Source organism: Aurantimonas sp. DM33-3 (genome assembly GCF_014334315.1).
Classification (GTDB): Bacteria; Pseudomonadota; Alphaproteobacteria; order Rhizobiales; family Rhizobiaceae; genus Aurantimonas; species Aurantimonas coralicida.
Window position 1 is genome coordinate 211,012 of record NZ_JACSGS010000001.1, and the last position, 21,005, is coordinate 232,016.

Consider the following 21,005-nt stretch of genomic DNA (forward strand, 5'->3'; position numbering starts at 1 on the left):
CGCGCCGCGGTCCGGGCCGGCGCCCCTTCGGCGCCGGTCCTCGACGATTGAAGAATTTGAGCCGCCGCCGGTAACCCCCGCCGCGGCCCGGGGCAGGCGCCCCAGAAGGAGAAAAGCCATGAACCAAGAGGTCATGAACATCTTCAATCCGCAGGTGGCTGCGCAGACGTTCGATTCGATCCGGATCTCGCTTGCCTCGCCTGAGAAGATCCTCTCCTGGTCGTTCGGCGAGATCAAGAAGCCCGAGACGATCAACTACCGTACGTTCAAGCCCGAGCGCGACGGCCTTTTCTGCGCGCGCATCTTCGGTCCGATCAAGGACTACGAGTGCCTGTGCGGCAAGTACAAGCGCATGAAGTACAAGGGCATCATCTGCGAAAAGTGCGGCGTCGAGGTCACCCTCTCGCGCGTGCGTCGCGAGCGCATGGGCCATATCGAGCTCGCCGCGCCGGTCGCCCACATCTGGTTCCTGAAGTCGCTGCCGAGCCGCATCGGCACGCTGCTCGACATGACCCTCAAGGATATCGAGCGGGTTCTCTATTTCGAGAACTACATCGTCACCGAGCCGGGCCTGACCTCGCTGAAGGAGCACCAGCTCCTGTCCGAGGAAGAGTACATGATCGCCACCGACGAGTTCGGTGAGGATTCGTTCACGGCACTGATCGGCGCCGAGGCGATCCAGGATCTGCTCGGCTCGATGGATCTCGAGACGATCGCCGGCGATCTGCGTTCGGAGCTCGCGGAGACCACCTCCGAGCTCAAGACGAAGAAGCTGATGAAGCGGCTGAAGATCGTCGAGAACTTCCTGGAATCCGGCAACAAGCCGGAATGGATGATCATGAGCGTCGTTCCGGTGATCCCGCCGGACCTGCGCCCGCTTGTCCCGCTGGACGGCGGCCGCTTCGCGACCTCCGATCTCAACGACCTGTATCGCCGCGTCATCAACCGGAACAACCGTCTCAAGCGGCTGATCGAGCTGCGCGCACCGGGCATCATCATCCGCAACGAAAAGCGGATGCTGCAGGAGTCCGTCGACGCGCTGTTTGACAACGGCCGTCGCGGCCGCGTCATCACGGGTGCCAACAAGCGCCCGCTGAAGTCGCTCTCCGACATGCTCAAGGGCAAGCAGGGCCGGTTCCGTCAGAACCTGCTCGGCAAGCGCGTCGACTATTCCGGCCGTTCGGTCATCGTGACCGGTCCGGAGCTGAAGCTGCACCAGTGCGGCCTGCCGAAGAAGATGGCCCTCGAGCTGTTCAAGCCGTTCATCTATGCGCGCCTCGACGCCAAGGGCTTCTCGTCCACGGTCAAGCAGGCCAAGAAGCTGGTCGAGAAGGAGCGTCCGGAAGTCTGGGACATCCTCGACGAGGTCATCCGCGAGCATCCGGTCCTGCTGAACCGTGCGCCGACGCTGCACCGTCTCGGCATCCAGGCGTTCGAGCCGGTGCTGATCGAGGGCAAGGCCATCCAGCTGCACCCGCTGGTCTGCACGGCGTTCAACGCCGACTTCGACGGTGACCAGATGGCGGTGCACGTGCCGCTGTCGATCGAGGCGCAGCTCGAAGCCCGCGTCCTGATGATGTCGACCAACAACATCCTGCACCCGGCGAACGGCCAGCCGATCATCGTGCCGTCGCAGGACATGGTGCTGGGTCTGTACTACCTGTCGATCATGAACGAGAACGAGCCGGGCGAAGGCATGGCCTTCTCCGACATCGGCGAGATGGAGCAGGCGCTGTTCACCGGCGCCGTGACGCTGCACTCCAAGATCAAGGGCCGGTTCAAGACCATCGACGCCGAGGGCAACCCGGTCTCGCAGATCTACGAGACCACCCCGGGCCGCATGCTCATCGGCGAGATCCTGCCGAAGAACGCCAAGGTTCCCTTCGACATCTGCAACGAGCTGATGACGAAGAAGAACATCTCGCGGATGATCGATCAGGTGTATCGCCACTGCGGTCAGAAGGAGACGGTGATCTTCTGCGACCGGATCATGCAGCTCGGCTTCCGCCATGCCTGTACCGCGGGTATCTCGTTCGGCAAGGACGACATGCTGATCCCCGAGACCAAGCCGCAGATGATCGGCGAGACCCAGGCGCTCGCGAAGGAATACGAGCAGCAGTACAATGACGGCCTGATCACCCAGGGCGAGAAGTACAACAAGGTCGTCGACGCCTGGGCCAAGTGCACGGACAAGATCGCCGACGAGATGATGGCCCGCATTAAGGCCGTCGAGTTCAACGAGGACGGCCGTCAGAAGCCGATGAACTCGATCTACATGATGTCGCATTCGGGCGCGCGTGGTTCGCCGACCCAGATGCGTCAGCTGGCGGCGATGCGCGGCCTGATGACCAAGCCTTCGGGCGAGATCATCGAGACGCCGATCATCTCGAACTTCAAGGAAGGCCTGACCGTTCTCGAGTACTTCAACTCGACCCACGGTGCCCGTAAGGGTCTGGCCGACACCGCCCTGAAGACCGCCAACTCGGGTTACCTGACCCGTCGTCTCGTCGACGTCGCGCAGGATTGCATCATCACGCAGGTCGACTGCGGGACCGACAAGGGTCTGACGATGCAGCCGATCGTCGATGCCGGCCAGGTGGTCGCATCGCTGGGCCAGCGCGTGTTGGGCCGGACCGCGCTCGAGGACATCGTGCATCCGCTCACCGGTGAGGTCATCGTCAAGGGTGGCGTCACCATCGAGGAGCCGGATGTCGAGATCATCGAGAAGGCCGGCATCCAGTCGATCAACATCCGTTCGGCGCTGACCTGCGAAATCCGCACCGGCATCTGCGGCACCTGCTACGGCCGCGATCTGGCCCGTGGCACGCCCGTCAACATGGGCGAGGCCGTCGGTGTCATCGCCGCACAGTCGATCGGCGAGCCGGGCACGCAGCTCACCATGCGGACCTTCCACATGGGCGGCACCGCGCAGGTGGTGGATTCCTCGTTCCTCGAGGCGTCCTACGAAGGCACGGTGCAGATCCGCAACCGAAACGTGGTGCGCAACTCCGACGGCCAGCTGGTCGCCATGGGCCGCAACATGGCCATCCTGATCATGGATCAGGCGGGCAAGGAGCGGGCCTCGCATCGCGTCACCTACGGCAGCCGCGTCTATGTGGACGATGGCGATACCGTGCGGCGCGGCCAGCGTGTCGCCGAGTGGGACCCGTATACCCGCCCGGTGCTCACCGAGCTCGACGGTACGGTGGACTTCGAGGATCTGGTCGACGGCATTTCGGTGTCCGAGCAGGCCGACGAGGCCACCGGCATCACCAAGCGTGCGGTCATCGACTGGCGGGCGAGCCCGCGCGGTCAGGACCTCAAGCCGGCGATGGTCATCAAGGGCGACGACGGCGAGGTTCTCAAGCTGCCGCGCGGTTCCGATGCCCGCTACTACCAGTCGGTCGACGCCATCCTGTCGGTCGAGCCGGGCACGCGGGTGTCGGCTGGTGACGTCCTGTCGCGTATTCCGATGGAAAGCGCCAAGACCAAGGACATCACCGGTGGTCTGCCGCGCGTCGCCGAGCTGTTCGAGGCCCGCAAGCCGAAGGACAACGCGGTCATCGCCGAGATCGACGGTACGGTGAAGTTCGGGCGCGACTACAAGAACAAGCGCCGGATCATCATCGAGCCGCACGAGGAGGGCGCCGAGCCCGTCGAGTACCTGATCCCGAAGGGCAAGCCGTTCCATCTCCAGGAAGGCGACGTCATCGAGAAGGGCGACTACATCCTCGACGGCAACCCGGCACCGCACGACATTCTGGCCATCCGCGGCGTGGAGGCTCTCGCGAGCTACCTCGTCAACGAGATCCAGGAGGTCTACCGGCTCCAGGGCGTTCTGATCAACGACAAGCACATCGAGGTCATCGTCCGGCAGATGCTGCAGAAGGTCGAGATCGTCGAATCCGGCGATAGCGGCTACATTCCGGGCGACCATGTCGACCGGATCGAGCTGGCGGAGCTGAACGAGCGTCTGAACGAGGAGGGCAAGCGTCCCGCCTCGGGCAATCCGGTCCTGCTGGGCATCACCAAGGCGTCGCTGCAGACCCCGTCCTTCATCTCGGCTGCCTCCTTCCAGGAGACGACCCGGGTGCTCACCGAGGCTGCGGTCGCCGGCAAGACGGACACGCTGCAGGGCCTCAAGGAGAACGTCATCGTCGGCCGACTCATCCCGGCCGGTACCGGTGGCACCATGACCCAGGTCCGCCGCATCGCCACGGCGCGCGACGACCTGATTCTCGACGATCGCCGCAAGGCGGCCAACGTCGCCGAGACCGACCGGATGCTGACCTCGGTCAGCGACCCGGCCGAATAGGCCTTAACCGCCTGTTAACAACCTTCAGGGGCCGCCTTAGGGCGGCCCTTTGTCGTTCTGACGCCTTGATGCGGCGCTGCACGGCGCGAGCGCCCGCAATCTGCTGGCGCTTTCCGGCAGGACCGGGGGATCGGGGTTGACGAGGGGGGAGGGAATCGATAGATAGCCCTCCAACAGAGCCGATGTGAAGCCGACTCTTCCCAAGGACGCCGCGTCCGGGATCCAGAGCTTCAAACAAGGCTTCGTTCAACGAGACGCCACATCGCTGTATGCACGATCGCCCTGGCGGTCCTCTGCTTCGTGCCGGGCAGTTCGCAATACATGCGAACGATATGCTCGGTTTCGTGCATGGAGAAGTCCACTCCATGTACGGGCGGGCTGCTTCGTTTCGAACTTTGGATTTGGAAGAAGAGGGAAGGTTGGAATGCCGACCATCAACCAGCTTGTCCGCAAGCCTCGCGTACGTCCCACCGAGCGCAATACGGTCCCGGCACTCGAAGCGAACCCGCAGAAGCGCGGTGTCTGCACGCGAGTTTATACGACGACCCCGAAGAAGCCGAACTCGGCTCTGCGTAAGGTCGCCAAGGTTCGCCTCGTCAACGGTTACGAGGTGATCGGCTATATCCCGGGCGAGGGGCATAACCTTCAGGAGCACTCCGTGGTGATGATCCGCGGCGGTCGCGTGAAGGATCTTCCCGGCGTTCGCTATCACATCATTCGCGGCGTGCTCGACACGCAGGGTGTCAAGAACCGGAAGCAGCGGCGTTCGAAGTACGGCGCCAAGCGTCCGAAATAAGCCCAACGCTGATCACTGGAAGAGACGATAAATGTCCCGCCGTCACAGAGCCGAAAAGCGCGAGATCAACCCGGACCCGAAGTTCGGCGATCTCATCGTATCCAAGTTCATGAATGCCGTCATGTATGACGGCAAGAAGTCGGTTGCCGAGCGCATCGTGTATGGCGCGTTCGACGCCGTCCACGAGAAGTCCCGCCAGGACGCCGTGGCGATCTTCCACCAGGCGCTCGAGAACATCTCGCCGCATGTGGAAGTCCGTTCGCGCCGCGTTGGTGGTGCGACCTACCAGGTCCCGGTCGACGTTCGTCCGGAGCGCCGTCAGGCACTGGCCATTCGCTGGCTGATCACTGCGGCCCGTAACCGCAACGAGACGACCATGGTCGATCGCCTTTCGGGCGAACTCATGGACGCCGCCAACAACCGCGGTACCGCCGTGAAGAAGCGCGAAGACACGCACCGCATGGCGGAAGCGAACCGCGCCTTCTCGCACTACCGCTGGTAATTCTAGCTTCTGTCCGAAAGGCGACGCCCGATGGCACGCGACTATAAGATCGAAGATTACCGTAATTTCGGCATCATGGCTCACATCGATGCGGGAAAGACGACGACGACCGAGCGGGTGCTCTTCTACACCGGCAAGTCCCACAAGATCGGCGAAGTGCACGACGGCGCTGCGACGATGGACTGGATGGAGCAGGAGCAGGAGCGCGGCATCACGATTACCTCCGCTGCGACGACCACCTTCTGGCAGGGTCGCGACGGCAAGAAGCGCCGCTTCAACATCATCGACACCCCGGGCCACGTCGACTTCACCATTGAAGTCGAGCGTTCGCTCCGTGTGCTCGACGGTGCGATCGCACTGCTCGACGCCAATGCCGGTGTCGAGCCGCAGACCGAGACCGTCTGGCGCCAGGCCGACAAGTATCATGTCCCGCGCATGATCTTCGTCAACAAGATGGACAAGACCGGCGCCGACTTCTACCGCTGCGTCGAGATGATCAAGTCGCGCCTCGGTGCGCGTCCGGTCGTGATCCAGCTGCCGATCGGCGCCGAGAACGAGTTCAAGGGCGTCGTCGACCTCATCGAGATGAAGGCGCTTGTCTGGCGCAACGAGAATCTCGGTGCCGAGTGGGACATCGTCGAGATCCCGGACGATCTGAAGGATCGCGCCGAGGAATATCGCGAGCTGATGATCGAGGCTGCGGTCGAGATCGACGAAGCCGCCACCGAGAAGTATCTCGAAGGCGAGATGCCCGACAATGATGAACTGCGTCGCCTGATCCGCAAGGGGACCTGCGACGTCTGGTTCACCCCGGTTCTGTGTGGCTCGGCCTTCAAGAACAAGGGCGTTCAGCCGCTGCTCGACGCCGTCGTCGACTTCCTGCCGTCGCCGGTCGAAGTCCAGGCGATCAAGGGTATCGACCCGAAGACCGATGGCGAGATGATCCGCAAGTCGTCGGACGACGAGCCGCTGTCGATGCTGGCCTTCAAGATCATGAACGACCCGTTCGTCGGCTCGCTCACCTTCGCCCGCATCTATTCGGGTGTCCTCACCAAGGGCTCCTCGGTGATGAACACGGTGAAGGACAAGCGCGAGCGCGTCGGCCGCATGCTGCAGATGCACTCCAACTCGCGTGAGGACATCGAAGAGGCGTATGCAGGCGACATCGTGGCGCTGGCCGGTCTCAAGGAGACCACCACGGGCGACACGCTCTGCGATCCGCTGAAGCCGGTCATTCTCGAGCGCATGGAATTCCCCGATCCGGTCATCGAGATCGCGATCGAGCCGAAGACCAAGGGCGACCAGGAGAAGATGGGCCTCGCGCTCAACCGCCTGGCAGCCGAGGATCCGTCCTTCCGCGTCAAGACCGACGAGGAATCCGGCCAGACGATCATCGCCGGCATGGGTGAGCTTCACCTCGACATCCTGGTCGACCGCATGAAGCGGGAGTTCAAGGTCGAGGCGAATATCGGTGCACCGCAGGTGGCATACCGCGAGACGATCACGCGGAAGGCCGAGGTGGACTACACCCACAAGAAGCAGACCGGTGGTACGGGTCAGTTCGCCCGCGTCAAGCTTGTGTTCGAGCCGGCCGAGATCGGCGAAGGGTTCTCCTTCGAGTCGAAGATCGTCGGCGGCGCCGTGCCGAAGGAATACATCCCGGGCGTCCAGAAGGGCATCCAGTCCGTCCTCGGTGCGGGTCCGCTTGCGGGCTTCCCGATGGTCGACATCAAGGCCGAGCTCCTCGACGGTGCTTACCATGACGTCGACTCCTCGGTCCTAGCCTTCGAGATCGCCTCCCGTGCGGCGTTCCGCGAAGCCATCCAGAAGGCCGGTCCGCGCCTGCTGGAGCCGGTGATGAAGGTCGAGGTTGTGACGCCTGAGGATTACGTCGGCGATGTCATCGGCGACTTGAACTCGCGGCGTGGTCAGATCCAGGGCACCGAGCCGCGCGGCATCGCGCAGGTCGTCAACGCCATGGTCCCGCTGGCCAACATGTTCGGTTACGTGAACCAGCTCCGCTCGATGTCCCAGGGCCGCGCCCAGTACACGATGCAGTTCGATCACTACGAGCAGGTTCCGAACCAGGTCGCTGACGAGATCCAGAAGAAGTTCGCCTGATCGCGAACGGCTTCGAGACGAATAGGGCTCCCTGAGCCCGGACTAGACAAACGGAGTGGCAAGATGGCCAAGAGCAAATTCGAGCGCAACAAGCCGCATGTGAACATCGGCACGATCGGTCACGTTGACCATGGCAAGACGTCGCTGACGGCGGCGATCACGAAGTACTTCGGCGAGTACCGTGCGTACGACATGATCGACGCGGCGCCGGAAGAGAAGGCGCGCGGCATCACGATCTCGACGGCGCATGTGGAGTACGAGACGGAAGCCCGTCACTACGCCCATGTCGACTGCCCGGGCCATGCCGACTACGTGAAGAACATGATCACCGGTGCCGCGCAGATGGACGGCGCGATCCTGGTGTGCTCGGCCGCCGACGGCCCGATGCCGCAGACCCGCGAGCACATCCTCCTGGCCCGCCAGGTCGGCGTGCCGGCGATCGTGGTGTTCCTGAACAAGGTCGACCAGGTCGACGACGCCGAGCTCCTGGAGCTGGTTGAGCTCGAGGTTCGCGAGCTGCTGTCGTCCTACGATTTCCCGGGTGACGACATTCCGATCATCAAGGGCTCGGCGCTGGCCGCCCTCGAGGACTCCAACAAGGAGATCGGCGAGGACGCGGTGCGTGAGCTGATGAAGGAAGTCGACGCCTATATCCCGACCCCGGAGCGTCCGGTCGACCAGCCGTTCCTGATGCCGATCGAGGACGTGTTCTCGATCTCGGGTCGTGGCACGGTGGTGACCGGCCGCGTCGAGCGCGGCATCGTCAAGGTCGGCGAGGAAGTCGAGATCGTCGGCATCCGCGACACCAAGAAGACGACGGTGACCGGCGTCGAGATGTTCCGCAAGCTGCTCGACCAGGGCCAGGCCGGCGACAACATCGGCGCGCTGGTTCGCGGTGTCGATCGTGAAGGCGTCGAGCGCGGTCAGGTCCTGTGCAAGCCGGGTTCGGTGAAGCCGCACACGCGCTTCATGGCCGAGGCCTACATCCTGACGAAGGAAGAGGGTGGCCGTCATACGCCGTTCTTCACCAACTACCGCCCGCAGTTCTACTTCCGCACGACGGACGTGACCGGCGTGTGCACGCTCCCCGAGGGCACCGAGATGGTGATGCCGGGCGACAACGTGACGATGGACGTGACGCTGATCGTGCCGATCGCGATGGAAGACAAGCTGCGCTTCGCCATCCGCGAAGGCGGCCGCACCGTCGGCGCCGGCATCGTCGCCTCGATCATCGAGTAGGACGACGCGATCTCGGGGACGCCGCACGCTTGAGAGCGGCGTCCCCGGTTCTTTGCCCCCCCGCGGGCGAGCCGGGGTTCGCCCCGCGCGACATTGGCTGCTTTGACAAGACAAGCGCTCGGAAAGCGCCGCCGCGCCGGTGGTCTCCGACGAGAGGACGAATAAAATGAACGGCCAGAATATCCGCATCCGCCTCAAGGCGTTCGATCACCGGGTTCTCGATGCGTCGACCCGCGAGATCGTGTCGACCGCTAAGCGCACCGGCGCGAATGTGCGGGGGCCGATCCCGCTGCCGACGCGGATCGAAAAGTTTACCGTGAACCGTTCGCCGCACGTCGACAAGAAGTCGCGCGAGCAGTTCGAAATGCGCACCCACAAGCGGCTCCTCGACATTGTCGATCCGACGCCGCAGACGGTTGATGCGCTCATGAAGCTCGACCTCGCCGCCGGCGTTGATGTCGAGATCAAGCTCTGATCCGAGCACGGGAAGGATAACGCCCATGCGTTCAGGTGTGATAGCACAGAAGGTCGGCATGACCCGCGTCTACAACGACGTCGGTGAGCATGTTCCGGTCACCGTCCTGAAGGTCGAGAACCTCCAGGTCGTCGCCCAGCGGACCAAGGAAAAGAACGGTTACACCGCCGTCCAGGTCGGCGCTGGCCTCGCCAAGGTCAAGAACACGTCCAAGCCGATGCGCGGCGTGTTTGCCCAGGCTTCGGTCGAACCGAAGCGCAAGCTCGTCGAGTTCCGCGTGTCGGACGACAACATGATCGACGTCGGTGCCGAGATCACGGCCGAGCACTTCGTGCCGGGCCAGATGGTCGACGTGACCGGCACCTCGATCGGTAAGGGCTTCGCCGGCGCCATGAAGCGCCACAACTTCGGCGGCCTGCGCGCCACCCACGGCGTGTCCGTCTCGCACCGTTCGCACGGTTCGACCGGTCAGCGTCAGGATCCCGGCAAGGTCTTCAAGAACAAGAAGATGGCCGGCCATATGGGCGACGTCCGCGTGACCACGCAGAACCTGCAGGTCGTGCGCACCGATCCCGAGAAGGGCCTGATCCTGGTTCGTGGCGCCGTCCCGGGCTCCAAGGGTGGCTGGATCGAAATTCGTGACGCCGTGAAGGCGTCGCTGCCCGACAACGCGCCGAAGCCGGCCGCGCTCCGCAACGCCGGAAACGGTGCTGCTGTCGAGACCGCGGACGCTTCCGAGGGAGCGGAATAATGGACGTTACGATCAAAAGCCTCGACGGCAACGACGCCGGCACGGCGACCCTGGCCGACGACATCTTCGGTCTCGAGCCGCGCGAAGACATTCTTCAGCGCATGGTTCGCTGGCAGCTGGCCAAGCGCCAGCAGGGCTCCCACCAGACCCTCGGCCGTGCGGAAATCGCACGGACCGGCGCCAAGCTGTACCGCCAGAAGGGCACCGGTCGTGCCCGTCACGGCTCGGCGCGTGCGCCGCAGTTCCGCGGTGGTGGCAAGGCCCACGGTCCGGTCTCGCGCAGCCATGCGCATGACCTGCCGAAGAAGGTGCGGGCCCTTGCCCTGCGCCATGCGCTGTCGGCCAAGGCCAAGTCGGGCGGCATCGTCGTCATCGACGAGCTGAAGGCTGCCGAAGGCAAGACCAAGGCGATGGTCAAGACCTTCGCCGATCTGGGCCTGACCAACGCGCTGTTCATCGGTGGTGCGGAGCTCGACGCGAACTTCACGCGCTCGGCTCGCAACATCCCGCAAATGGACGTGCTGCCGGTTCAGGGCATCAACGTCTACGACATTCTCCGCCGCCAGACGCTTGTTCTGTCGAAGGCTGCGGTCGAGGCTCTCGAGGAGCGGTTCAAATGACCGATCTGCGCCATTACGACGTCATCACGAGCCCGGTGATCACCGAAAAGTCGACGCTTCTGTCCGACAACAACCAGGTGGTCTTCAACGTCCCGGGGACGGCGACCAAGCCGGACATCAAGGCCGCCGTCGAGGCGCTCTTCAATGTCAAGGTGACCGCCGTCAACACCATGGTCCGCAAGGGCAAGGTCAAGCGCTTCCGTGGCCGCATCGGCCGCCAGAGCGATCAGAAAAAAGCCGTCGTGACGTTGGCCGAAGGCCAGTCCATCGACGTCTCGACCGGTCTTTGATCGGGACCGGAGGGAGCTAGGCAATGGCACTTAAGAATTTCAAACCGAACACGCCGAGCCAGCGTCAGCTGGTCATCGTCGATCGCTCGGGCCTCTGGAAGGGCAAGCCGGTCAAGCAGTTGACCGAGGGCCTCAGCCAGAAGGGCGGCCGCAACAATGCCGGTCGCGTCACGGCTCGCTACCAGGGCGGCGGTCACAAGCGGACCTACCGCATCATCGACTTCAAGCGTCGCAAGTTTGACGTGTCGGCGACGGTCGAGCGGATCGAGTACGATCCGAACCGCACCGCCTTCATCGCGCTGCTGAAGTACGAGGATGGCGAGTTCGCCTACATCCTGGCGCCGCAGCGCGTGGCTGCCGGCGACACGGTGATCTCGGGCCTGTCCGGCGTCGACGTCAAGCCGGGCAACGCGATGCCGCTGTCGGCCATGCCGGTCGGCACGATCGTCCACAACGTCGAGATGAAGCCGGAAAAGGGTGGTCAGATCGCCCGTTCGGCTGGCGCCTATGCGCAGCTCGTCGGTCGTGACTCGGGTCTGGCGATCCTGCGCCTGAATTCGGGCGAGCAGCGCCTGGTCCCGTCGTCCTGTCTCGCGACGGTCGGCGCGGTCTCCAACGCCGATCACTCGAACATCAACCTCGGCAAGGCTGGTCGTTCGCGCTGGCTGGGTCGTCGCCCGCACGTTCGCGGTGTCGTGATGAACCCCGTCGATCACCCGCATGGTGGTGGTGAAGGTCGTACGTCCGGTGGTCGTCACCCGGTTTCGCCGTGGGGCAAGCCGACCAAGGGCAAACGTACCCGCCAGAACAAGTCGACTGACAAGTTCATCATGCGCTCGCGCCATCAGCGCAAGAAGTAAGAGGATTTCTTCATGACACGTTCCGTCTGGAAGGGTCCGTTCGTCGATGGCTACCTTCTCAAGAAAGCCGAGAAGGGGCGCGAGAGCGGCCGCAACGATGTGATCAAGATCTGGAGCCGTCGTTCGACGATCCTGCCCCAGTTCGTCGGTCAGACCTTCGGCGTCTACAACGGCTCGAAGCACATTCCGGTGTCGGTCAACGAGGATATGGTCGGACACAAGTTCGGCGAGTTCGCTCCGACCCGCACCTATTACGGCCACGGCGCCGACAAGAAGGCGAAGAGGAAGTAGCAATGGGCAAGGCCAAAGCCGAACGTCGGCTGTCGGAGAACGAGGCGAGAGCGGTCGCCCGGACGATCCGTGTCAGCCCGCAAAAACTGAACCTCGTCGCGCAGATGATCCGCGGCAAGAGGGTCGACGCCGCACTCGCGGACCTGACCTTCTCGCGCAAGCGGATCGCCGAGACGGTCAAGAAGACGCTGGAAAGCGCCATCGCCAACGCCGAGAACAACCATGATCTCGACGTCGATTCGCTGGTCGTCGCCGAGGCTTATGTCGGCAAGTCGATCACGATGAAGCGCTTTCATGCCCGCGGTCGCGGTCGTGCCAGCCGCGTCGAGAAGCCGTTCTCGCATCTGACGATCGTCGTGCGCGAGATCGCCGCAATCGAGGAGGCCGCATAATGGGTCAGAAGATCAATCCGACCGGTTTTCGGCTCGGCATCAACCGCACCTGGGATTCGCGCTGGTATGCGAACACCGGCGAGTACGGTCACCTGCTGCACGAGGATCTGAAGATCCGCGCCTATCTGCTCAACGAGCTGAAGCAGGCCGCGGTCTCCAAGATCGTCATCGAGCGTCCGCACAAGAAGTGCCGTATCACGATCCACTCGGCGCGTCCGGGCATCGTCATCGGCAAGAAGGGCGCCGACATCGAGAAGCTTCGCAAGAAGCTCGCCGCGATGACCAACGCCGAGACGCACATCAACATCGTCGAGGTGCGCAAGCCCGAGACCGATGCGACCCTGGTGGCTCAGTCCATCGCCCAGCAGCTCGAGCGCCGCGTGGCGTTCCGCCGTGCGATGAAGCGTGCCGTCCAGTCCGCCATGCGCCTCGGCGCGGAAGGCATCCGCATCAATTGCGGTGGCCGTCTCGGCGGCGCGGAGATCGCGCGCACCGAATGGTACCGCGAAGGCCGGGTGCCGCTGCACACGCTGCGCGCCGACATTGACTACGGGACTGCCGAAGCCAAGACGGCCTACGGCATCTGCGGCGTCAAGGTCTGGATATTCAAGGGCGAGATTCTCGAGCACGACCCGATGGCCTCCGAGCGCCGTCAGGTCGAAGGCGAGGGTCAGGGCGGCGGCGGTCGTCGTCGCGAGCACGCCTGAGCCTTATCGAATTCGGAGTGACATAAGATGCTGCAGCCAAAGCGCACAAAGTACCGGAAGGCGTTCAAGGGACGCATTCACGGTACCGCAAAAGGCGGAACCGGCCTTAATTTCGGCGCCTTCGGATTGAAGGCGATGGAACCAGAGCGGGTCACCGCGCGTCAGATCGAGGCGGCCCGCCGCGCGATCACCCGCCAGATGAAGCGCCAGGGCCGCGTGTGGATCCGGATCTTCCCGGACCTGCCCGTGACCTCCAAGCCGACCGAAGTCCGCATGGGTAAGGGCAAGGGGTCCGTTGACTATTGGGCGGCGCGGGTGCATCCCGGCCGCGTGGTCTTCGAGATCGACGGTGTCGACGAGACGACGGCCCGCGAGGCGCTTCGTCTCGGCGCGGCCAAGCTGCCGATCCGTACGCGCTTCATTCAGCGCATTGCCGAATAGGAGAGTTTGAAGTGAAAGCTTCCGACGTCAAGACAATGACCCAGGACGAACTCACCGACGAGCTCGCCAAGCTGAAGAAGGAGCAGTTCAACCTGCGCTTCCAGCGTGCCACGGGTCAGCTCGAGAACACCGCCCGCGTGCGCAAGGTGCGCCGCGACATCGCGCGGATCAAGACGATTTCTCGCCTGAAGGCGGGCGAGGCCAAGGCCTGAGGACGAGAATATGCCCAAACGTATCCTGCAGGGGACCGTCGTCTCCGACAAGAACGACAAGACGGTAGTGGTCCTGGTGGAGCGTCGCTTCACCCACCCGCTGTTCAAGAAGACCGTGCGCCGTACCAAGAAGTACAAGGCGCACGACGAGAGCAATCAGTACAAGGTCGGCGACATCGTCTCCATCGAGGAGACGCGGCCGATCTCGCGCGACAAGAGCTGGATCGTCGTTTCGAGCGAAGCGGCAGCAGCCAGTTGATGATTTGGCCGGGACGCGCGCGTTATGCGCACCCCGGCAGCAAGCTTTGAAGGCGGTCTGACATGATTCAGATGCAAACAAACCTCGACGTCGCGGATAACTCCGGTGCGCGTCGTGTCATGTGCATCAAGGTATTGGGCGGCTCGAAGCGGAAATATGCCTCGGTCGGCGACATCATCGTCGTTTCCGTGAAGGAGGCAATTCCGCGGGGCCGTGTGAAGAAGGGCGACGTGATGAAGGCCGTGGTGGTACGTACCGCCAAGGACATCCGCCGCGCCGACGGTTCGGTGATCCGGTTCGATTCGAACGCCGCGGTCCTGATCGACAACAAGAAAGAGCCGGTCGGCACCCGTATCTTCGGCCCGGTTCCCCGCGAGCTTCGCGGCAAGAACCACATGAAGATCGTCTCGCTGGCCCCCGAAGTTCTGTAAGAAGGAGAGCGGACGATGCAGAAGATCCGCAAGGGCGACACGGTCGTCGTGCTCGCCGGCAAGGACAAGGGCCGGTCGGGTGAAGTCATTAAGGTGATGCCGAAGGACGGTCGTGCATTGGTGCGTGGGATCAACATGATCAAGCGCCACCAGCGTCAGACCGCTTCCCAGGAAGCCGGCATCATCAACAAGGAAGCCGGCATTCAGCTTTCCAACCTGGCGGTCGCTGACCCGAAGGACGGCAAGGCGACCCGCGTCGGCTTCAAGGTACTCGACGATGGCACCAAGGTGCGCGTCGCCAAGCGCTCGGGAGAGCAGATCAATGGCTGATACGGAAACCGCTTACGAGCCGCGCCTCAAGCGCGTCTATCGCGAAGAGGTCCGCAAGACGCTTCAGGACCAGTTCTCGTATCAGAACGAGATGCAGGTCCCGCGCGTCGACAAGATCGTCATCAACATGGGCGTCGGCGAGGCAACTGCCGACTCCAAGAAGCCGACGGTCGCTGCCGAGGACCTGGGCCGCATCGCGGGCCAGAAGCCGGTCATCACCTATGCGCGCAACTCCATCGCAGGCTTCAAGGTCCGCGAAGGCATGCCGATCGGCGCCAAGGTCACGCTGCGCAAGGACCGCATGTACGAGTTCATGGACCGGCTGGTGCAGATCGCACTGCCGCGTGTCCGCGACTTCCGCGGCCTGAACCCGAAGAGCTTCGACGGTCGTGGCAATTTCGCCATGGGCGTCAAGGAGCACATCGTGTTCCCGGAGATCAACTACGACAAGGTTGATCAGATGTGGGGCATGGACATCATCGTCTGTACGACGGCGAACACCGACGACGAAGCCCGGGCGCTGCTGACAGCGTTCAACTTCCCGTTCCGCCAGTAACGGCTGACGAGCAAAGGACGAGATAATGGCCAAAAAGGGCATGATCGAGCAGAACAAGCACCGTCAGAAGATGGTGGCGAAATACGCCGCCAAGCGGGCTGCTCTGAAGGCGATCACCAAGAATGCCGACGCCCCCATGGAAGAGCGATTTCAGGCGCAGCTCCAGCTCGCGGAACTGCCGCGGAACGGGTCGAAGGTTCGCATTCGTAACCGCTGCGAGGTGACGGGCCGTCCGCGCGCCTACTATCGCAAGCTGAAGATGAGCCGCATTGCGCTCCGGGACCTGGGCAACAACGGCCAGATCCCCGGTATCGTGAAGTCGAGCTGGTAAGGAGGTATAGACATGTCTTTGTCTGATCCGCTCGGCGATATGCTGACCCGTATCCGCAACGCCATCATGCGCAACAAGTCCTCGGTGACGACGCCCGCGTCGAAGCTGCGCGGCCGTGTGCTCGACGTCCTCAAGGACGAGGGCTACATCCGTGGCTACACCCAGACCGAGTTCGTTGCCGGCAAGTCCGAGTACGAAATCGAGCTGAAGTACTACGAAGGCGGACCCGTCATCCGGGAGATCGCCCGCGTCTCGAAGCCTGGTCGTCGCGTCTATGTGTCGGCCAAGACGATTCCGCAGGTCGCGAACGGTCTGGGCATCTCGGTCCTGTCGACGCCGAAGGGCGTCATGGCCGACCATAGCGCCCGTGAACAGAATGTCGGCGGCGAGGTGCTCTGCCGCGTCTTCTGACGCGGCAGCACTGACGCCCAGCGAACGCACAGGGTTTCGAAATGTCTCGTATTGGTAAGAAGCCGATCGCACTGCCGGAGGGTGTCTCTGCCACCGTCGACGGTCAGACCGTGACGGCAAAGGGCCCTAAGGGCGAGCTCACCTTCGTGGTGAACGAGGAAGTCCTCGTGAAGATGGAAGACGGCGCGGTCCAGGTGGATCCGCGCGACAATTCCAAGGATGCACGCTCCAAGTGGGGCATGTCCCGCACGATGATCTCCAACATCGTCAACGGCGTGAAGACGGGCTTCGAGAAGAAGCTCGAGATCAACGGCGTCGGCTATCGTGCCTCGCTGCAGGGCAAGAACCTGCAGCTGGCCCTTGGCTTCTCGCACGATGTGATCTACCCGGTGCCGGAAGGTATCCAGATCACCGTGCCCAAGCCGACCGAGATCGTCATCTCGGGCATCGACCGTCAACGGGTCGGGCAGGTTGCGGCAGAGATTCGCGAGTACCGCGGCCCCGAGCCCTACAAGGGCAAGGGCGTCAAATATGCTGACGAGACGATCGTCCGCAAAGAGGGCAAGAAGAAGTAGGGCTCGTAATGGCTACCTTGAAGGAAAATCTGCGACGGCGGGCCTCGCGCATCCGCCGCTCGATCAAGAAGGTGGCGAACGGTCGTCCTCGGCTGTCCGTCCATCGGTCTTCGAAGAACATCTATGCGCAGATCATCGACGACACCGCGGGCCGTACGCTCGCCGCTGCCTCGACCCTCGACACCTCGCTGCGTTCGCAGCTGAAGACGGGTGCCGACACCGAGGCCGCTGCGGCGGTTGGCAAGCTGGTCGCCGAGCGTGCGAAGGAAGCCGGCGTCACCGACGTGGTTTTCGATCGTGGCGCGTTCATCTATCACGGCCGCATCAAGGCACTCGCCGAATCGGCACGTGAAGGCGGTCTCAACTTCTGAGGCCGCTCGGGCGCATCGCCCGTACCATTGCGGCCGCTTGACGCGGTCGCCACCGACAGACGCCTCCGGAAAAGAACAAGGAACAGGATATGGCGCCTCGTAACGATCGACGTGAAGACCGCGATGACGGTTTCGTCGACAAGCTCGTTCACATCAACCGCGTTGCCAAGGTGGTCAAGGGTGGCCGTCGCTTCGGCTTCGCCGCCCTCGTCGTCGTCGGCGACTTGAAGGGCCGCGTCGGCTTCGGCCACGGCAAGGCACGCGAAGTGCCGGAGGCCATCCGCAAGGCGACGGAAGCCGCCAAGCGCGATTTGATCTTCGTGCCGTTGCGCGACGGTCGTACGCTGCATCATGACGTCAGCGGTCGCCACGGCGCCGGCAAGGTCATCCTGCGCGCCGCCGAGGCCGGTACCGGCATCATCGCCGGCGGCCCGATGCGCGCCGTCTTCGAAGCCGTCGGCATGCATGACGTCGTCGCCAAGTCGCTCGGCTCGTCGAACCCCTACAACATGGTTCGCGCGACCTTCGACGGCCTGAAGCAGGCCATGCATCCGAAGGACGTCGCTTCGCGTCGCGGCATCAAGTACTCCGAGCTCCAGGCACGTCGCCGGGAAGTCATCGGTGCGCAGGCCGCTTCCGAGGATTGATTGGATGCGGGGAGTTCGGCGAACTCCTCGCGCTTTGACTGAAGGAGCCAATCGATGGCCGAAACCAAAACCGCAGGCAGCACCGTCACCGTCGTGCAGACCGGCAGCCCCATCCGTCGCTCCGCCGACCAGCGCCAGACGCTGATCGGTTTGGGGCTGAACAAGATGCACCGTCGCCGGACGCTCGAGGATACCCCCGCCGTGCGTGGGATGATCGCTAAGGTCGCCCATCTCGTGCGCGTGGTCGAGCCGGCCTGACGAGTGCGTGGAGCGGCATCGCGTTGGGCGCGGCCGCACCAGACCGTAATTTTGCCAGAGCATCGGGCTACCGCGCAGGGCAGGGCGTTGCCCACCCTCCGGTAGACCAGGAGAAGCAACATGAAACTCAATGAGATTTCCGACGTCGAGGGCGCGACCCACTCGCGCAAGCGTGTCGGTCGCGGAATCGGTTCGGGCAAGGGCAAGACCGGTGGTCGTGGCGTCAAGGGACAGAAGTCCCGTTCGGGCGTCTCGATCAACGGCTTCGAGGGCGGCCAGATGCCGCTGTTCCGCCGTCTGCCGAAGCGTGGCTTCGTCAACATCTTCGCCAAGAACTTCAACGTCGTGTCGCTCGGACGCGTGCAGCAAGCGATCGACGCCGGCAAGCTCGACGCCTCGGCGACGGTCGATCTCGCAGCCCTCAAGGCTGCCGGTCTGGTGCGTCGCGCCAAGGACGGCGTGCGCGTCCTGGGCGACGGCGAATTGACCGCCAAGGTCTCCTTCCTCGTCGACGGCGCCTCCAAGTCGGCCGTCGAGAAGGTCGAGAAGGCTGGTGGTTCCATCAAGACCGTGGGAGCGGAAGCCTAAGGCTTCTTGCACCCGGCGGACGCGGCGTCTATCTCTCGGTCTTCCTCATGGAGGAGCCCGCCGGTAGACGGCGCGGCTGACGGTACGGGCGCGCATTCGATGCCGACCCGCCGGACAACCCCGGAGACAGGTAAAGTATGGCATCGGCTGCGGAACAACTCGCCGCGAATTTGAACTTTTCGGCCTTTGCGAAGGCTGAGGATCTCAAGAAGCGCATCTGGTTCACCCTGGGTGCGCTTCTGGTGTATCGGCTCGGCACCTACATTCCGATGCCGGGCATCAACCCTGACGCGCTCGCGCAGGCCTTCCAGCAGCAGTCGACCGGCATTCTCGGTCTGTTCAACATGTTTTCCGGCGGTGCCGTCGGACGCATGGCGATCTTCGCGCTGGGAATCATGCCCTACATCTCCGCTTCCATCATCATTCAGCTGATGACGTCGGTCATTCCGTCGCTCGAGCAGCTGAAGAAGGAAGGCGAGCAGGGCCGCAAGGTCATCAATCAGTACACCCGCTACGGCACCGTGCTTTTGGCCACGGTCCAGGCCTACGGTATCGCTGCCGGCCTGCAGACCCAGCCCGGCATCGTCGTCGATCCGGGCATGTTCTTCCAGGTCTCCGCGGTGATTACGCTGGTCGGCGGCACCATGTTCCTGATGTGGCTGGGCGAGCAGATAACCGCCCGCGGCATCGGCAACGGCATCTCGCTGATCATCTTCGCCGGCATCGTGGCTCATCTGCCTTCTGCTATCGCGAATCTCCTCGAGCTCGGCCGCACCGGCGCGCTGTCCACCGCTGTGATCCTTCTGGTGATCGTCGTGGCGGTTGCCTGCATCGCGGTCATCGTGTTCTTCGAGCGCGCCCAGCGCCGGCTGCTGATCCAGTATCCGAAGCGTCAGGTCGGCAACCGGATGTTCCAGGGCGACACGTCGCATCTGCCGCTGAAGCTGAACACCGCCGGCGTCATTCCGCCGATCTTCGCCTCTTCGCTCCTGCTTCTGCCGGTGACGATCGCGAATTTCACCAGCACGGAGGATCTGCCGGGCTGGGCTTCGGCGACGATCGCTTCGCTCGGCCACGGCCAGCCGCTCTACATGGCGATGTATGCCGGCCTGATCGCGTTCTTCGCCTTCTTCTACACGGCCGTCGTGTTCAATCCGAAGGACACGGCCGACAATCTGAAGAAGCATGGCGGCTTCATTCCGGGCATCCGTCCGGGCGAGCGCACGGCCGAATACATCGACTACGTGCTGACCCGCATCACGGTCGTCGGCGCCATCTATCTGGTGATCATCTGTCTTCTGCCGGAATTCCTGATCTCGGCCGTGGGTGTCCCGTTCTATCTTGGCGGCACGTCGCTGCTGATCGTCGTCAGCGTCACGATGGATACTGTTGCGCAGGTGCAGGGGCACCTCCTGGCGCACCAGTATGAGGGCCTCGTGAAGAAGGCGAAACTCAGGGGTGGAAGACGGGGGGCCAGATGAGGCTGATATTGTTGGGGCCGCCGGGAGCCGGGAAGGGCACCCAGGCGCAGCGCCTGATCGAAACGCACAAGATCCCGCAGCTCTCGACCGGGGACATGCTGCGGGCCGCTGTGACCGCCCAGTCCGAAGTCGGGCTGAAAGCCAAGGCGGTGATGGATTCCGGCAATCTCGTCTCGGACGACATCGTCAACGCGATCGTCTCCGAGCGGATCGACCAGGCGGACTGCGCCGAGGGCTTCATCCTCGACGGGTATCCGCGGACGCTGAACCAGGCCGATGCGGTTGAGGCGATGCTGGAGCGCAAGGGGCTGAAGCTCGATCACGTGATCGAGATCAAGGTCGATGACGATATCCTCGTCAACCGCGTTTCGGGTCGCTTCTCCTGCGCCAGCTGCGGCGCGGTCTATCACGACGAGGACAAGCGTCCGAAGGTCGAAGGCGTCTGCGACGTCTGCGGCTCGACGGATTTCAAGCGCCGTCCCGACGACAACGCCGAGACCATGCGCACCCGGCTGCGGTCCTATTACAAGGACACCTCGCCGCTGGTCGGTTACTACCACTGCAAGGGCACGCTGCGTGCCGTCGACGGCATGCAGCCAATCGACGTGGTGACCGAGAGCATCGAGCGCATCGTTTCGGGCAAGGCCTGACGCGTCGAAACCGGCGGCGGCCACAGCCGCCGCAAGGGGGCGGGCGGTTGACTTGTCAAGCCCCGCTGATCTATAGCCTGCGCTATTCGCGAATCCTTAGCGATC

At 63.5% G+C, this 21,005-nt stretch carries 28 protein-coding genes; all 28 read left to right on the forward strand.

The window, feature by feature from the left end:
- The first annotated feature begins 118 nt into the window (after positions 1-118).
- A complete protein-coding gene (rpoC, locus tag H9Q09_RS01340; RefSeq protein ID WP_024352401.1) occupies positions 119-4,315 on the forward strand; it encodes a DNA-directed RNA polymerase subunit beta' in 4,197 nt (1,398 codons plus the stop codon).
- 424 nt (positions 4,316-4,739) lie between these two features.
- A complete protein-coding gene (gene rpsL, locus H9Q09_RS01345; protein WP_009209736.1) occupies positions 4,740-5,111 on the forward strand; it encodes a 30S ribosomal protein S12 in 372 nt (123 codons plus the stop codon).
- Positions 5,112-5,142: 31 nt separating this feature from the next.
- Entirely contained in the window at positions 5,143-5,613 is a 471-nt protein-coding gene (gene rpsG / locus H9Q09_RS01350) for a 30S ribosomal protein S7 (RefSeq protein WP_009209735.1), read from the forward strand.
- A gap of 30 nt (positions 5,614-5,643) precedes the next feature.
- The gene (gene fusA, locus H9Q09_RS01355) at positions 5,644-7,734 is read left to right on the forward strand and encodes an elongation factor G (RefSeq protein WP_187389601.1); all 2,091 of its coding nucleotides are present in this window, start codon (positions 5,644-5,646) and stop codon (positions 7,732-7,734) included.
- Positions 7,735-7,797: 63 nt separating this feature from the next.
- Positions 7,798-8,973: an elongation factor Tu gene (tuf, locus tag H9Q09_RS01360; protein ID WP_060577032.1), complete on the forward strand. Its 1,176-nt coding sequence runs from the start codon at positions 7,798-7,800 to the stop codon at positions 8,971-8,973.
- A gap of 166 nt (positions 8,974-9,139) precedes the next feature.
- Complete coding sequence (rpsJ, locus tag H9Q09_RS01365; RefSeq protein ID WP_006205468.1) at positions 9,140-9,448, forward strand: 30S ribosomal protein S10; 309 nt, start codon at positions 9,140-9,142, stop codon at positions 9,446-9,448.
- Positions 9,449-9,473: 25 nt separating this feature from the next.
- On the forward strand, positions 9,474-10,199 hold the full coding sequence (gene rplC / locus H9Q09_RS01370; protein ID WP_024351692.1) for a 50S ribosomal protein L3: 726 nt from the start codon (positions 9,474-9,476) through the stop codon (positions 10,197-10,199).
- Positions 10,199-10,819 (forward strand): 50S ribosomal protein L4, encoded by a 621-nt coding sequence (gene rplD / locus H9Q09_RS01375; RefSeq protein WP_187389602.1) that lies wholly within the window; start codon positions 10,199-10,201, stop codon positions 10,817-10,819. Before rplC ends, rplD begins: the two co-directional genes overlap by 1 nt.
- Positions 10,816-11,109 (forward strand): 50S ribosomal protein L23, encoded by a 294-nt coding sequence (locus tag H9Q09_RS01380; protein ID WP_024351693.1) that lies wholly within the window; start codon positions 10,816-10,818, stop codon positions 11,107-11,109. The genes rplD and H9Q09_RS01380 overlap by 4 nt, the downstream gene beginning before the upstream one ends.
- Before the next feature lie 23 nt (positions 11,110-11,132).
- On the forward strand, positions 11,133-11,969 hold the full coding sequence (gene rplB, locus H9Q09_RS01385; protein ID WP_009209730.1) for a 50S ribosomal protein L2: 837 nt from the start codon (positions 11,133-11,135) through the stop codon (positions 11,967-11,969).
- 12 nt (positions 11,970-11,981) lie between these two features.
- The gene (rpsS, locus tag H9Q09_RS01390) at positions 11,982-12,260 is read left to right on the forward strand and encodes a 30S ribosomal protein S19 (RefSeq protein ID WP_024351694.1); all 279 of its coding nucleotides are present in this window, start codon (positions 11,982-11,984) and stop codon (positions 12,258-12,260) included.
- A gap of 2 nt (positions 12,261-12,262) precedes the next feature.
- Positions 12,263-12,652, forward strand: coding sequence for a 50S ribosomal protein L22 (gene rplV, locus H9Q09_RS01395; protein ID WP_187389603.1), 390 nt, complete (start codon positions 12,263-12,265; stop codon positions 12,650-12,652).
- Positions 12,652-13,359 carry a 30S ribosomal protein S3 gene (gene rpsC, locus H9Q09_RS01400; protein WP_009209728.1) on the forward strand — a complete coding sequence of 236 codons (708 nt, stop codon included), beginning with the start codon at positions 12,652-12,654 and terminating at the stop codon, positions 13,357-13,359. The genes rplV and rpsC overlap by 1 nt, the downstream gene beginning before the upstream one ends.
- Positions 13,360-13,386: 27 nt before the next feature.
- A complete protein-coding gene (gene rplP / locus H9Q09_RS01405; protein WP_009209727.1) occupies positions 13,387-13,800 on the forward strand; it encodes a 50S ribosomal protein L16 in 414 nt (137 codons plus the stop codon).
- An 11-nt stretch (positions 13,801-13,811) separates the two neighbouring features.
- Positions 13,812-14,012: a 50S ribosomal protein L29 gene (gene rpmC, locus H9Q09_RS01410; RefSeq protein WP_009209726.1), complete on the forward strand. Its 201-nt coding sequence runs from the start codon at positions 13,812-13,814 to the stop codon at positions 14,010-14,012.
- A gap of 10 nt (positions 14,013-14,022) precedes the next feature.
- Positions 14,023-14,271 (forward strand): 30S ribosomal protein S17, encoded by a 249-nt coding sequence (gene rpsQ / locus H9Q09_RS01415; RefSeq protein WP_024351695.1) that lies wholly within the window; start codon positions 14,023-14,025, stop codon positions 14,269-14,271.
- Positions 14,272-14,333: 62 nt separating this feature from the next.
- Positions 14,334-14,702 carry a 50S ribosomal protein L14 gene (gene rplN / locus H9Q09_RS01420; protein ID WP_009209725.1) on the forward strand — a complete coding sequence of 123 codons (369 nt, stop codon included), beginning with the start codon at positions 14,334-14,336 and terminating at the stop codon, positions 14,700-14,702.
- A gap of 15 nt (positions 14,703-14,717) precedes the next feature.
- Positions 14,718-15,032: a 50S ribosomal protein L24 gene (rplX, locus tag H9Q09_RS01425; RefSeq protein ID WP_009209724.1), complete on the forward strand. Its 315-nt coding sequence runs from the start codon at positions 14,718-14,720 to the stop codon at positions 15,030-15,032.
- Positions 15,025-15,588, forward strand: coding sequence for a 50S ribosomal protein L5 (gene rplE, locus H9Q09_RS01430; RefSeq protein WP_024351696.1), 564 nt, complete (start codon positions 15,025-15,027; stop codon positions 15,586-15,588). The genes rplX and rplE overlap by 8 nt, the downstream gene beginning before the upstream one ends.
- A gap of 25 nt (positions 15,589-15,613) precedes the next feature.
- Positions 15,614-15,919: a 30S ribosomal protein S14 gene (gene rpsN / locus H9Q09_RS01435; RefSeq protein WP_009209722.1), complete on the forward strand. Its 306-nt coding sequence runs from the start codon at positions 15,614-15,616 to the stop codon at positions 15,917-15,919.
- Between the two features lie 12 nt (positions 15,920-15,931).
- Positions 15,932-16,330 carry a 30S ribosomal protein S8 gene (gene rpsH / locus H9Q09_RS01440; RefSeq protein ID WP_009209721.1) on the forward strand — a complete coding sequence of 133 codons (399 nt, stop codon included), beginning with the start codon at positions 15,932-15,934 and terminating at the stop codon, positions 16,328-16,330.
- A gap of 41 nt (positions 16,331-16,371) precedes the next feature.
- On the forward strand, positions 16,372-16,905 hold the full coding sequence (rplF, locus tag H9Q09_RS01445; RefSeq protein ID WP_009209720.1) for a 50S ribosomal protein L6: 534 nt from the start codon (positions 16,372-16,374) through the stop codon (positions 16,903-16,905).
- Positions 16,906-16,913: 8 nt separating this feature from the next.
- On the forward strand, positions 16,914-17,276 hold the full coding sequence (gene rplR, locus H9Q09_RS01450; protein WP_009209719.1) for a 50S ribosomal protein L18: 363 nt from the start codon (positions 16,914-16,916) through the stop codon (positions 17,274-17,276).
- Positions 17,277-17,365: 89 nt separating this feature from the next.
- Positions 17,366-17,923, forward strand: a complete 558-nt coding sequence (gene rpsE, locus H9Q09_RS01455; protein WP_009209718.1) for a 30S ribosomal protein S5 — start codon at positions 17,366-17,368, stop codon at positions 17,921-17,923.
- A gap of 54 nt (positions 17,924-17,977) precedes the next feature.
- Positions 17,978-18,181 carry a 50S ribosomal protein L30 gene (gene rpmD, locus H9Q09_RS01460; RefSeq protein ID WP_024351697.1) on the forward strand — a complete coding sequence of 68 codons (204 nt, stop codon included), beginning with the start codon at positions 17,978-17,980 and terminating at the stop codon, positions 18,179-18,181.
- A 120-nt stretch (positions 18,182-18,301) separates the two neighbouring features.
- On the forward strand, positions 18,302-18,769 hold the full coding sequence (rplO, locus tag H9Q09_RS01465) for a 50S ribosomal protein L15 (protein WP_009209717.1): 468 nt from the start codon (positions 18,302-18,304) through the stop codon (positions 18,767-18,769).
- A 137-nt stretch (positions 18,770-18,906) separates the two neighbouring features.
- Complete coding sequence (secY, locus tag H9Q09_RS01470; protein WP_024351698.1) at positions 18,907-20,250, forward strand: preprotein translocase subunit SecY; 1,344 nt, start codon at positions 18,907-18,909, stop codon at positions 20,248-20,250.
- Positions 20,247-20,900: an adenylate kinase gene (locus H9Q09_RS01475; RefSeq protein ID WP_009209715.1), complete on the forward strand. Its 654-nt coding sequence runs from the start codon at positions 20,247-20,249 to the stop codon at positions 20,898-20,900. The genes secY and H9Q09_RS01475 overlap by 4 nt, the downstream gene beginning before the upstream one ends.
- The last annotated feature ends 105 nt before the right edge of the window (positions 20,901-21,005 follow it).